The 12,760-nt window shown below is 53.8% G+C and carries 10 protein-coding genes; all 10 read right to left on the reverse strand.

Annotation, left to right across the window (positions count from 1 at the left end; all coding sequences use genetic code 11):
* Window positions 1-64: 64 nt before the first annotated feature.
* The gene (locus QSV34_RS12850; RefSeq protein ID WP_289155326.1) at window positions 65-400 is read right to left on the reverse strand and encodes a hypothetical protein; all 336 of its coding nucleotides are present in this window, start codon (window positions 398-400) and stop codon (window positions 65-67) included.
* Window positions 401-495: 95 nt separating this feature from the next.
* Window positions 496-1,203, reverse strand: coding sequence for a tetratricopeptide repeat protein (locus QSV34_RS12855; protein WP_289155328.1), 708 nt, complete (start codon window positions 1,201-1,203; stop codon window positions 496-498).
* Window positions 1,190-4,066: a tetratricopeptide repeat protein gene (locus QSV34_RS12860; RefSeq protein ID WP_289155330.1), complete on the reverse strand. Its 2,877-nt coding sequence runs from the start codon at window positions 4,064-4,066 to the stop codon at window positions 1,190-1,192. Before QSV34_RS12860 ends, QSV34_RS12855 begins: the two co-directional genes overlap by 14 nt.
* Window positions 4,063-5,943, reverse strand: coding sequence for a coiled-coil domain-containing protein (locus tag QSV34_RS12865; RefSeq protein ID WP_289155332.1), 1,881 nt, complete (start codon window positions 5,941-5,943; stop codon window positions 4,063-4,065). Before QSV34_RS12865 ends, QSV34_RS12860 begins: the two co-directional genes overlap by 4 nt.
* A gap of 7 nt (window positions 5,944-5,950) precedes the next feature.
* Window positions 5,951-6,520 (reverse strand): AraC family transcriptional regulator, encoded by a 570-nt coding sequence (locus QSV34_RS12870; RefSeq protein ID WP_289155333.1) that lies wholly within the window; start codon window positions 6,518-6,520, stop codon window positions 5,951-5,953.
* Window positions 6,521-6,764: 244 nt separating this feature from the next.
* Window positions 6,765-7,625 carry a delta-class carbonic anhydrase gene (locus tag QSV34_RS12875; protein ID WP_289155335.1) on the reverse strand — a complete coding sequence of 287 codons (861 nt, stop codon included), beginning with the start codon at window positions 7,623-7,625 and terminating at the stop codon, window positions 6,765-6,767.
* 292 nt (window positions 7,626-7,917) lie between these two features.
* The gene (locus QSV34_RS12880; protein WP_289155337.1) at window positions 7,918-8,436 is read right to left on the reverse strand and encodes a GNAT family N-acetyltransferase; all 519 of its coding nucleotides are present in this window, start codon (window positions 8,434-8,436) and stop codon (window positions 7,918-7,920) included.
* On the reverse strand, window positions 8,437-10,014 hold the full coding sequence (gene ilvA / locus QSV34_RS12885) for a threonine ammonia-lyase, biosynthetic (RefSeq protein ID WP_289155338.1): 1,578 nt from the start codon (window positions 10,012-10,014) through the stop codon (window positions 8,437-8,439).
* Window positions 10,011-10,289 carry an acetolactate synthase 2 small subunit gene (ilvM, locus tag QSV34_RS12890; RefSeq protein WP_289155340.1) on the reverse strand — a complete coding sequence of 93 codons (279 nt, stop codon included), beginning with the start codon at window positions 10,287-10,289 and terminating at the stop codon, window positions 10,011-10,013. The genes ilvA and ilvM overlap by 4 nt, the downstream gene beginning before the upstream one ends.
* Window positions 10,289-11,950 carry an acetolactate synthase 2 catalytic subunit gene (ilvG, locus tag QSV34_RS12895; protein WP_289155342.1) on the reverse strand — a complete coding sequence of 554 codons (1,662 nt, stop codon included), beginning with the start codon at window positions 11,948-11,950 and terminating at the stop codon, window positions 10,289-10,291. Before ilvG ends, ilvM begins: the two co-directional genes overlap by 1 nt.
* Window positions 11,951-12,760: the final 810 nt, after the last annotated feature.

Raw genomic sequence — 12,760 nt, forward strand, 5'->3', positions numbered from 1 at the left:
CAATGCCCATTTGACGGGCAAATAACCGTGAACTGCCTAACAGTTTTCAAGGTGCTGGCAGCGGCTATTTGTCTTTTTGTGGCGCAGTCGTCAACGGCACGCCGCGGTTCTTTAGCTGGCGCAAAAATTCATTGCGTTCTACCGGCTGGAATAATTCATCCAGGTCACTCTGAAAACCCTGGCGCAAGGATTCCGGGCCGTCAGGGGCCTGCCATGGCACGATATAAAGCACCTTGGGCTGTTCCCGGTTACCGGTAATGGTGGATTGCAGGGTGACGATGGCGGAGTCAGCTTTTGCTGTTTTCTTTTGCGGTTTTTGCTTTTCCTCCTGTTCAGCAGCGATTGCTGAGCTACAGAAAATCAACAAAATTACCACCGACTTTATTTTGGAAAATGTCATCGCGAGCGCAGCGCGGCGATCCAGTGTCTTTGCATTTAAAGTCGCTGGATTGCCGCGTCGCTGCGCTCCTCGCAATGACAAAATCGAGAACATACTCATGGTGCCACCTTGTTTTCCGCCAACGCATTAATGCGCCGCTGCAAATCTTTTATCCAACCGGCCACGCGTTTATCCGGCTCTGGAAGCAATTTCTGATATTGGCCAAAGTGATGGCTGGCGCTTTGCAAATCCCCCAGATAAAGTTCGTTGAGCACCCCCAGGTTGTAGTGGCTCTCAGGGTGGTAGGGCCACACCGCCAGGGCTTTTTCATAGAGCGCTTTGGCCTCGGCAAATGCGCCCTGCTCCCGTTTTACCAGTGCCAGCAAGTTATAGGCGCTGAGGTTACTGGGGTTTACGCGAATGCTCTCGGTAAAGTAATCCTGTGCCAGTTGCTCCTTGCCCAACTGGCGGTAGCAAATCCCCAAATTCAAGTGAGCACCGGAAAGCTGCGGATAATCAATGGTGATTTGCAACAGCGGTTGTTCCGCCTTCTGCCATTCACCTGAATCCATAAATTCCAACGCCGTGGCAAAGCGTTTTTGGGCCGCAGTGGGAACTGATTTTCGGCTCTGCAAATAGGGGTTTGGCGGCAGCACTTCTGCAGGTTGCTCAACCACCTGTTCACTACTTGCCACAGCCTGTTCCGGTTCTTCTGACGGCGTTTTTTCGCCAATTAATGGCAACGACCCACAGCCGCTCATAAAAAGCATCCCAAACAACGGAGTAATGGCGAGCTTCTGGAGGGTTTGTTTAATAAATATCACGACTCACCTCCACCGTCTTTTCCGGTTTTTGGTAACGACCCGGCATCAGCTCTGCGAGTGCGTTAAAACTCTGTTTTACCCATTGATCGTAAATGCCCTGCCAACTGCGTTGGGCGTTGCGCTGGTGAATATCAATGGCGGTTTCTTCAAAGGGATAAGCCTGTTCTTCCAGCAGTAATTCGTACTGTTCCAACTCAAGTTCGCTGAGCTTTTTGGGGCGCTGGGAATTCATGAGGTCGCTGCTCAGGCGCGCATAAACCGAACCCAGTCGGAAGCTGGCCTGAGTGGCAAACTCCTGCACGCTGTAATCCAGCACCTCCTGATAGGCGGCAATGGTTTTCTCCATGGCAGCGCGTTTTTTCTTCAGACTTTTTTTCAGGGGCAATTTCAAAGCGATGGTTTCAAACACTTGATACTGGTCGTCTGCCAATACGTTGGCAGAAAATGCCGCCAGGTATTTGGAGCGCTCAGCGCCCTCTTTCGCCTTGTGGCCTACCTGCTTATGACCATCGATTAACTTGCGCAGCCAGAAACGGCGTTTTTGTGGCTCTTTGGTTGTTACGTACAGTTCGCTCATTTTGTAGCGGGCTTCGGTAACCACGGCAAAGGGCTCTGGATAGCTGTGAGCGTAATCGCGAAAATGCTCGATGGCTTTTTGCCAGTTTTTGGCTTTTTCGTACATTTCTGCGGCCAGGTATTGGGACTCCCTTTTCACTTCCGGGTCGTCGCTGCCTGCAGCCATAGCCAACAGTGATTCCGCTGCCGGTTGCCATTTTTCCTGTTCCTGATAAACCACCGTCAGCTTGGCGGGAATAGTGGCCGCCAGTTTGTGCTTGCTGTGATTACGGCGAAATGCCACCAATACGTTTTCCGCCTGCTGCCACTGCGCCAGATCCATCAGGTAGGCCGCGGCATCGTACTGACCTTTAATGGCAATTTCCGAACCGGGAGAAATGGCCTGAATACGCAGCAGCTGTTCCACGGCACCGGCTTTATCTTGTGCCGCCAGCAACTGTTCGCCACGTTTAAATACAGTGGCCGCCAAACGCTCGGTGGTTTGTTGACGCGCCTGCTTGTGCTGCTTGCCTGCCATTAACGTCAATGCGCCGCGATAAGCCAGCTCCGCCTGTTCAAACTGTTGCAGTTCAAACTGACTGTGGCCCTGTACCAACCAGCCAGTGCGCATTAAATCGGCCTGGGGCGCTGGCTGCCAATCGGTGACCTGACGAGCAGTTTCAATAGCGCGGGGATAATCTTTTAATGCCAGCAACTGTTCGGCGGATTTGGTGAGCACCGGCACCGCCCGCTTGTCATTGGCGTAATGGTTGGCAAAACGCTGGGCACTGTCGATTTTACGGTACTGCCACTCCTGGCCCTGCTCTGCATCAAGAGCGGCCGCCGTCAGGTATTGGTCGTAGGCGAGAATGGCGGAATATCCTGCCTCGGCGCCTTTGTCTTTGCTGAGGTAGTCATAAGCCACCTGCTCGTAGGCATGGATGGCGGCAGGTAAGTCGTTGCCTTCGTACAGGCTTTCCGCCATCAGAAATACCATGCCCGGCGTGGCTTTATCATCCGGGAAGGTGGCAATAAATTGGCTGTAGTAATCCGCTGCCGCCAAAAATGCTATTTGTACTTGATCCTGGCTGGGCTTTTTCTTGGCTTTCTTACTTTCAAGGGAAGTGTCGTTCAGCTGTTTTTGTTGCGCCTGGGCTTCGGCGTGCTGATACTTGGCCAGCTCGGTGAGGTAACTGTGCAAGTGAGGCCGCAAGGTATCGCGCACAGGTTCACTCTTGCGCTGCCAGAAATCGCTGTTAATACCGTAGTTACTGACAAAGTTGCGCTTGGCATCCAGCACCAACAAGGGAAAGTTGCCCTTGCCGTACACGTCGATGGTTTTCACATTAAACAACGGCGCCCGATCGTGGCCGGGGTAGGTTTTAACAAACGCCAAAAACGTATCGGCACTGTCCTGATAGCGTTCCTTATCCAGATAAAGGTCACCCAACTGTTGATAAAGAAGGTGCTGGTAGTGACGCTCGCCCTGCTCGGCAGCGACTTCCGCAATGGTTTTGGCACCATCCAGATAGGAGAACACCAGGCTCATCACCCGCAGGCTGTCGTCGGCAATATCCCGTTTTGAGCGGGGCAAGTTTTCCAGATCGCCAGCATTGGGAATCAGGCCGTCCAACACTTTGGCAAAGGAATCCAGCGAATCGCGATAGCGGTTGCGTTTGAATTGCGACCAACCGTGCATGTACAGAGCGTTGCGGTAGAAGGCGCTGTCGCTACCCTGCTGATGATCGATCACTGCCTGGTAAGCCTGTGCGGCGCCCCGATAATTACCCTTGCTAAACAACAATTCTGCGCGGCGAAATTGCGCTTCGCCGTAGAATGCTGACTGCGGGTAATCGTTAACCAGGCGATTTAGCTCGGTCATGGCTTGATCGACCTTGCCGTCTAACTCGTAGGCTTTCGCCAACTGGTAGAGCAGCCGGTCGTTGCCTTCGTGATCCGGGTGGTTTTCCAACAGCCCCTGGTACAGATCCACAGCACCCTGATAGTAGGGGCCGACATCCGCACCATCTACCTGACGCTGCTCACTCTGCAGCATTTCCAGACCCGCCAAACGGCGTTCGATCTTGCGGCGGGTTTCTGGCTCTTCGGCAATTTCCAGGGCGGATTTGTAATGGCCGACAATGTCCCCAAGGGTGGGCTTGGGCAATTCACGATCCACTGCAGGCAGCTCCGCCGGTTTCAGCTCTGCCAGTGTCGGAGGTGGCGGCGCTTTTTTATCGCCAAAGCCCATCCAGCTGCAACCACTGAGCAGAAGCAACAGCGAGCATAGAGGCAGCAAGTGCTTCATGGCGCCACCTCAGCTGTTTGACTACCACTGTCATAGAGCCGCGCCAGCGCCAGACGCGCCTGGGACTGGTAGTAGCGAAGGCGCTGACGCTGGCGCTGCAGTTCGTCCAGCACCGCCACACGGAATTCACCCTCCGCCTGATTGAGAGCAGCAGCAACCGCTGTCTGCCGACCCTGCAAACGCTGTTGCAAGGCGTCGAGACGCGCCTGGTAAGGGGCAATATCCGGCGCCTGTTCAATCACATCCTGCAAATGACGGAAATTTTCCACCGCCGTCAGCAGCTGGTTTTCAAATTGTCGCAGGGCTTTTTTGCGCTGCCACAGATTGTCGGGGTACTGCTCCATGGCGCGCCATTTCAGCAGGCCACGGCTGCGGCGCAATATTTCCCGGTATTCGTCCTGTTCCTGAGCAGACAGTTCACCTGCAGCTGTCAGAACCTGCAAATGTTGCTGTGAACGTTCCACTCGCTGCCACAAGTCCTTGGTGTCATCATCCACCAATGCCATGGCATCGTTGTTGTCGATAATGCGCTGCAGCTCAGCGGCGCGCTGATCCCCGTGGGCCATCATCTGTTGCAACTGCACCGGGAACTGGCGCTGTTCGATGGTTTGCAGCTTGTCACCGCGGGCCTGGCGGCGCTGATCCAGCAGGTGCTGAAAGATATCCAGTTTGCTCTGCCACTGCTCAAGCCGGTCTTGCATATCCAGCAGCCGGTGCACATCCACAGCGCGATTTTGCAGGGGCTGCAGGCTGAGGAAATCCGCCAAACGTTGAAGATCCAGGGAACTGTGATCTTCACTGTCCACCAGTTCAAGTGCCGCCAACAACTGTTCGCTGGTGAGGTCATCGGCGATCTGCTCCACCTCCACCAGCTGGTCGGTGTAGCTGTTTTCCGCGTCCAGATAGGCTTCCAGCGCCTGCCCTGGGGCTTCCAGTTTTTCGTAAACGTGGGGGATGGCCAGCAATGCTTCTTGAACGCTGGCGTCAAAGTCGGAGTGCTCACCCAGCTTTTGCCAGGCAGACAAAGCCATAGGGTACTGTTCCAGCTCCATAGCCGCCCAGCCGTAGCCCAGCAGCGCTCGCTGAATCAATGGGCTGTGCAGGCGCACCTGAATAAAGCGATCCATGGCGCCCTGGTAATTCTCCGCCAGCATCATGCTGTAACCGGAAGCGGCCAGGGCTTTATCCCGCAGGGAACGGTGTTCTTCGCTGTCCAGCTCAAGATCCGCCAGAGCATCCAGATAGCCAACACCGAGCTCGCGATTGCCCTCGCGCACATGAGCAGTGCCCAGGTTGTAGTAGATGTAAGGCAGCCAGGGCGTCAGCTCGGTCTGCTGGCCAAACAACTGCTCGGCGTTGATGTAGTCCTGCTGCTTGATGGCCAGGTTGATAGTGAGGGATTGCAGCTCATCCGCCATGGCTTTGGGCAGATCGCCGTTAACGCGCTGCAGGCTTTGGCTGGCGCCTTGCCAGTCACCCTGCTGATAACGCAGTTTGCCCAGGTAGAACCAGGCAGCGTTACGCACCGGCTCCGGAGTATCGCTGCCAATCAGGCGCTCAAACACGGCGCTGGCCTGAGGTTCCATATCCAGTGCCAGATTGAGGCCGCCGCGCATCAACTCACCAGCATCGCCGTGGTTCTGGATACCACCACGCTCCTCGGCGATCAGCAACTCGGTTAATGCGGCTTGGTAGTCCTGTTGGAAGTAGTGGTAGAGGGCGGTGCCGTAGCGCAGATCTTGTACGGTAGAAGGTTGTACGGTGGAAGGTTTTTCAGTTTTTGCTGCCATTGCTGGAAAAACCAAAAACGCCAACCAGGGGATAGCCCGTTTGGCGATGGTGCGTAAAGTCAGCAATGTGCAGTCACGGTGGGCCATAACCGGATTACCACTCGCGAATTTCAAATTCCGGTTGCTGTTTGGCGCTGGAATCGGTGATTTTCAGCTCCAGTTGTTTGGCGTCGGTGCCCTTGTTGAGGGTCAGGGTCGCGCCGCGTTTGTAAGCGCGGCCATTGGGCCCCTCACCGGTAAAGAAAGCACTGACTTCGTGGTCGCCGGATTTGATATTGCCCAGATAAAGGCGCTGCACGCCCCCCTGATAAAGCGCCTCGGCTTGCTGATCCGTATACAGATAGCTGGCCACCATGTCGTCGTCGATCTTCAGTTTTACGGAGTCCAGGCGAAAGTAATGGCCCACGTCCATGGACACAAACACCGCCAATTGAGTGTGAGTGGGGAACAATAATTCCTCTTCGAGAATCAGCAAGTCCCGGTTCAGTTCCTGAACGCTTTGGGTGAGGTCGGCGACGCTTTGGGGTTCGGATACGGATGTTTCAACAGCAGCCTGTTCTTCGACCAAAGGCTCTGCGCTGGCTTCAGTAGGTGCTTCTTCGGCAACGGCAGACAGGCACAATCCCGCCAGCGTGGCTGTCAGTAATCTGTGTAGTTTGTTCATAGCTAACGCTCGACGGCCCCAGATTTTTCAAATTAGTTATTATTCGCCGGAAAACCGAGGCCAGGGTGCAACAGGCTCTTGTAACAAGCAGCGGCAACGAGAACTGTGTCTCAAAACTCCGTCACAGGGCGGTTTTCCAACCTATAGGGCGAGTCTAGCGGGGATATTGGGGAAACTTTGTGCTGTGACGCACAAGTTGGGGAAGAGCTGCCGTTGCGGTTACCAACGGCAGCTGAATGAGTGTTCAGGGGGCAATTTCAGACAGCAAATCCGGGTTAATCACCAGATTTCGCACGCCGTGAGCATGGTCTTCGTTATATATATTGCTTTTGCACCACTCCCCTACCGACTGAATAGATAGCTTGGCCACCTTGGGGCGCACACTCCAGGAAACCTGGAAGGGAGAACCTTTTTCATTGTAGCCTGGCCCGGTGGTGGAACCCTCGTACTGAACGGGCTCGCCGGTATTGGCGGGAATATTCAGGGCTTGCTGATAACCATCACGTTCGCCGTGTTGGGTAAGCTGGCCAAAATCCAGGGCACTTTTGTCGTTCACCAGAACAAACACCTGAGCTTCAACCCGTAACTGGGGATTGCCAATAGACTCGCTCAAACAAGCACCCAGGGTTGGGCCCGGTTTTACTTGGGCAGTAGAGTGAACGTAGTGAACCTCAATGGTATCCCCAGACTGCAAACTGCTGTGAACCCCTTTGCACACGGCGTCTTTTAAAGGTTTGCGCTCAGCAGCACTCAGTTGCCCGGTGTATTCGTAGCCACTGCCATATCCTTTGCCATCGCCATTACCTGCGTAACGGGTAAATTCGCCGCCCTTATGCTCTGCACCTTTGTGGAAATGAATATTGCAGAGGTTCATTTCCGTATAAGCAGGGGCCGGGCTGAACAGGCGCTTATTAACGCCGGCAACGGACTCTATGTCACGTGGTGACTGGGGGCCAAAACCCGCACCGGCGGTATTGCTGGCCAGCGCCTCTCGTTGTTTGGCAATAACCTCTTCAGTCACTGCCTTGTTTGATTTTGAGGCAGCCCCGGTACTGACCACACCCAATACCAGCAGCCCTGTTACAACGGTCGTAAAACGTTTCATATTTACCCCTCTCCTATGAATTGCTAACGCATTATGAAGTACCGATAGACTCTTGTGTACTGGTTCGGTTCTGAGTCGCCGAACACTACTTCCAAACAAGGTTTACAGCAAAATGGGTGGCAACGAAACTTGGAAAATCGTCATCGCGAGCGCAGCGTGGCGATCCAGTGGCTTTTGTTAGACAATCAACATCTTGCAAGACTCTAGATTGCGTCGCTGCGCTCGCAATGACAGTTTGGGGGGTTATCCCAAGCAGCAGTGTAGTTATTGAAGGAATCAGAGTGATGGTCAGTTATGGGTTCTTCACTACCTGCGGATGATTTACCGGCAGTTCATAGCGGGCGACCTTGCGCCCACCCAATGGCTTAACATCCACCAGCGAGAACCCATTGCCGGCATAAAATTGATGCAGGGGTTCTCTATCCCGGCAGTCCAGGCGCACATGGGCATAGCCATTGCGGCGGGCAAATTGGCGGATTTCAGCCAGAGCAGCTGCCCCTAAACCCAGCCCGGTATAAGCGGGGCGGATGGCCAGTTTGTGAAAAAACAGGCTGGTTCGATCCGTCTTTTCTGGCCAATAGTAGGTATCCATGTCCATCAGAAACACCAGCCCCGCAAGCTCATCATCCAACTGCAACCAGTACAGTTGCGACAATTCGTAAGCCTCACGAAGAGACGACACTGAAACCTGCTCAGCCGTCCAAAAGCTGCGGTTTTTTGCATCCATGCGTTTGACCACCTCAAACAGTATTGTCGAGGCTTGCTGCCAGCTGGCCTCTCCTTCCGCTTTAACCAATCTCATTGAAGGCATTTACTGCCGGCTCGCCAAAAACATGCCATAAGCCGGGTTATTGCTTTCATCGGTGTAGATATAGCCCAGGCGTTCCAGGTGCTCGATAAATTCGCCCATTTCCTCATCGGGCACTTCAATGCCCGCCAGTGCCTGCCCCACTGAAGCACCATGGTTGCGGAAATGGAACAGGGATATATTCCATTTGTCCCCCAGTACTTCCAAAAAGCGCATCAGGGAGCCAGGGCTCTCCGGCACTTCAAAGTTGTATAAGCGCTCGTTTTGCAGGCCTTTGGGCGAACCGCCCATCATGTAGCGCACATGCAATTTGGCCAATTCGTTGTCGGAGTAATCGTCTACCCAATAATCCTGGGATTCCAACTCCTGCTTGAGAGCGGGCAGTTCCCGGTCGGCGTCTTGCAGTTGTACGCCAACAAAAATGTGGGCTTCCGCATCGGGCACATAGCGATAGTTGAATTCGGTGATGGCACGGCCACCCATGGCACCGCAAAACTGGCGGAAGCTACCTTTGCGTTCGGGGATTTTTACCGCCAACAAAGCCTCACGACGCTCACCCAATTCGCAGCGTTCGGAAATATAGCGCAGGGTGTGAAAGTTGAGATTGGAACCACTCAGAATGGCCGCCAAGTTGCGGCCGCTGTAGCCGTGCATCTGCTGGTGTTTTTTCAGCCCGGCCAAAGCCACAGCACCCGCCGGTTCGGCAATGGCGCGGGTGTCTTCAAAAATATCCTTGATCGCCGCACACAGTTGGTCCACATCCACCTGAACCACTTCGTCCGTGTACTCTTTGGCCAGCCGATAAGTTTCTTCCCCCATACGCTTAACCGCAACGCCGTCGGCAAACACACCCACGTGTTCCAGATCCACCAGCTTGCCCGCTTCCAGCGCTGCAGCAAAACAGGCGGAGCCATCGGATTCCACGCCAACGATTTTGATATCCGGGCGCATTTGCTTCAGGTACACCGCCACACCAGCCAACAGGCCACCGCCACCCACGGGCACAAATACAGTATCCAGCTCAGGGTTTTGTTGTAGCAGCTCTTTTGCCAAGGTGCCCTGCCCGGCGATAACGTCCGGATCGTCAAAGGGTGGAATCATGGTCCAGCCTTTTTCTTCCGACAGCCGGCGGGCTTCGGCACCGGCGTCGTCAAATGCGGCGCCGTGCAGCACCACGTTGCCACCCAGGGCGCGCACTGCTTCCACTTTAATTTCCGGGGTGGTTTCCGGCATCACAATGGTGGCATCGATACCCAGGCGGCGAGCGGAATACACCACCCCCTGAGCGTGGTTGCCTGCGGAAGCCGCTACCACACCAGCGGCTTTTTGTTCTGCAGACAGATTCACCAGTTTGTTGTAAGCACCGCGCAACTTGTAGGAGTGCACCGGTTGGCGGTCTTCGCGCTTTATGGACACGGTGTTTTGCAGGCGCGTCGACAGGCGCGGCATATCCGACAGCGGCGTGACCACCGCCACCTCACCCACCGGGGCCAGCAGAATCTGGCGCAGGTATTCAGCAGCGCTCAATTGCCCATCGGTGTTACCCAGGGGTTTGCAGCTCTCGGGGTTGTGATTGCTCATGCGCTGATTCCTTGGCTTTGAGATACCGCTTGCGGCAGTACCTGCACACGGGTGACGTCGTAGTTTTTGCGCAACTGGTTTTCCAACAGGGACACTGGCCGCTCGCTTTCGACAGTAAGCAAAATATCAAATTGGCCACTGTTGTTTAATTGCGCGTGCAGGTCGGTTACGGAAAAACCGCGGAAACGCACGATCCGCAACAGGCGTTCCAAAGCGGCGAATTCGTTGTTGCAAGTTATTTGCAGCTTGTGCTCTGAGCAATCTGAAAAGTCCATTACACCTCCTCCAACATGTCTTTATTGGATTTACCGGGAGGAACCAGCGGCCAGACATTGTCGTCGGCATTGATGCACACGTGCAGCATATAAGGCCCATCCGTTTGAATAAATTCTTCGAGAGCAGCGTCCACTTCCGAACCCAGTGTAATAGTGCGTCCAGGGATGCCAAACACCGCCGCCAACGCGACAAAATCCGGATTATCGGAAAGATTGGTTTCACTGTAACGGGATTCAAAAAACAACTGCTGCCACTGGCGCACCATGCCAAGGCGCTGATTGTCGATCAGCAAAATTTTCACCGGCACCTGGTAGCGCTTGATGGTTTGCAGCTCCTGCACATTCATCATAAATGAGCCATCGCCGGACACCGCCACCACAAAGTCTTCAGGGCGAGAGAACTTTGCCCCAATCGCCACCGGCAAACCAAAACCCATGGTGCCCAGGCCACCGCTGGTGAGGTGGTTTTTGGGGTCGTCAAACATCATGTGCTGGGCAACCCACATTTGGTGCTGGCCCACATCGCAACAAACCACTGAATTTTTCGGCATGCGGTCGCTGAGTTTTTTCAGCACTGCCGGGGCATAAATACCTTCCTTGTCGAAGTCGTAACGCCAGGCGTAAGCGGTTTTCAAACGTTGGCAATGCTCGCGCCAGGGTTCGATATCCAACGCCAGATGCAGTTGTGGCAACACCGCTTTTAGATCATCGTGAATAGCCACATTGGCCCGACGCAGCTTATTGGTTTCGGCGCGGTCTACATCCAGGTGAATCACCTTCGCATCCGGGGCAAAGGTATCCAGTTTACCGGTTACCCGATCATCAAAACGGGCACCCACAGCGATAAGCAAATCGCATTCATGTACCGCAAGGTTGGCCGCGCGATTGCCGTGCATACCCAACAGATGAAGGCTGTTCTTATTCTCCGGGTCGAGTGTGCCCAGACCTTTCAGCGTGGAAACGGCGGGAATATCAGTAGCGTTCTGGAAGGCCCGCAGCTCGGCAACCGCATCCGCCATGCCGGCACCGCCGCCTACGTACAGAATCGGCTGTTTTGCCTCAGCCAGCAAATGGCGAGCGGCAACAACCGCTTCGCTATCAACCGCTGTTGGCCGTTCTTTCTCAACTGGCTTCTCAACAGGCTGCACAAGCGCAGCCATATCGATTTCTGCCAGCTGAACGTCTTTGGAAATATCCACCACCACAGGCCCAGGGCGACCATCCTGGGCAACCGCAAAGGCGTCTTGCAGTGCTGACTCCAATTCACTGGCGTCTTTGACCAGATAACTGTGCTTGGTGACTGCCAAGGACAAGCCCAATACATCCGCCTCCTGAAAGGCGTCGGTGCCCTGCACATTGGTGGCCACCTGGCCGGTAATGGCGACAATGGGCACAGAATCCAGCATGGCATCCGCCAGGGAAGTAATCAGGTTAGTGGCGCCGGGGCCAGAAGTGGCAAAGCACACGCCCACCTTGCCAGTAGCGCGGGCATAGCCAACGGCGGCAAACCCGGCCCCCTGCTCGTGGCGGAACAAATGGTGTTCCACCGGACTGTCGTAGAGCGCATCGTACAACGGCATAATGGCACCACCGGGGTAACCAAATACCCTTTTCACTTCGTGCTTTTCCAGCACCTTTAATATCAGTTCTGAGCCGGTCATTGCTTTACCTTTTTTAAAGCCAAAAAAAACCCCGCTAGATCATAGCGGGGTTTTACTGTTCGTCGGCTGGTGCGCCTTATCCGAACCGTAAACCATCCCGCCGAGATCCGATAACGATCTCAGCGGCGATAATGATGTTGTGTACAGCGTTTTGGTTCATATTCTGTTTTGTGTCGCTGCTGGGGGCTTAATATGGCCCGGCTGTTCTTAACTTGGCGTACATAATATTAGCATTTTTATCCAATGTGAATGACATTTTTTGCCATATTGGTAATTTATTGTATTAGCCTCTCCTCTGGCTCGACAAGGGTGTTGATGTGATTCAGGCTATGGAAGCTGGTTTAAAGAGCACTACATAAGGTGCGTCTGTAGGAACGGAAGGGATATTTTTCTATGCAAAAGAGATATTGGGATTGTTTGAAACGCTCCCCCGATAGTTACTATAAGGTCAGCAAGCTGCGCCTGCCCTGTGCATTCGTTAATGGTCACTGATGGAACTTTCAAGAAAATGAGAATTTACTTGTTGATACTTATTCTATGCACCTTTAGTGCTAATGTATTTTCAGACTCTAAATACGAAATTGCTAGCGCGTGGCAGAGATTACTCCAGGCTGTAGAAAATAAGAATATAAATGAATTTACATCTCTGGCATCAAGAGCTATCAGATGTACTTTGTGTTTAAGGAACATCTGATTAATTGATAATGCAGTGCCAGTTTCTGCAATTCAAAAATTCAGGTGCTCGTTTTCTCCAAATTTTGCGTAAATAACTCGATATTTACGCACTTTTTGCCTTGCTGAGGGGGGCTC

The sequence above is a fragment of the Porticoccus sp. W117 genome (assembly GCF_030341905.1).
In the GTDB taxonomy this organism is placed as follows: Bacteria; Pseudomonadota; Gammaproteobacteria; order Pseudomonadales; family Porticoccaceae; genus SCSIO-12696.

Bases quoted from the DNA above. Each gene is read 5' to 3' on its own strand.
- QSV34_RS12850 (WP_289155326.1), bottom strand. From the start codon at position 400: ATGACATTTTCCAAAATAAAGTCGGTGGTAATTTTGTTGATTTTCTGT.
- QSV34_RS12860 (WP_289155330.1), bottom strand. From the start codon at position 4,066: ATGAAGCACTTGCTGCCTCTATGCTCGCTGTTGCTTCTGCTCAGTGGT.
- QSV34_RS12865 (WP_289155332.1), bottom strand. From the start codon at position 5,943: ATGGCCCACCGTGACTGCACATTGCTGACTTTACGCACCATCGCCAAA.
- QSV34_RS12870 (WP_289155333.1), bottom strand. From the start codon at position 6,520: ATGAACAAACTACACAGATTACTGACAGCCACGCTGGCGGGATTGTGC.
- QSV34_RS12875 (WP_289155335.1), bottom strand. From the start codon at position 7,625: ATGAAACGTTTTACGACCGTTGTAACAGGGCTGCTGGTATTGGGTGTG.
- QSV34_RS12880 (WP_289155337.1), bottom strand. From the start codon at position 8,436: ATGCCTTCAATGAGATTGGTTAAAGCGGAAGGAGAGGCCAGCTGGCAG.
- ilvA (WP_289155338.1), bottom strand. From the start codon at position 10,014: ATGAGCAATCACAACCCCGAGAGCTGCAAACCCCTGGGTAACACCGAT.
- ilvM (WP_289155340.1), bottom strand. From the start codon at position 10,289: ATGGACTTTTCAGATTGCTCAGAGCACAAGCTGCAAATAACTTGCAAC.
- ilvG (WP_289155342.1), bottom strand. From the start codon at position 11,950: ATGACCGGCTCAGAACTGATATTAAAGGTGCTGGAAAAGCACGAAGTG.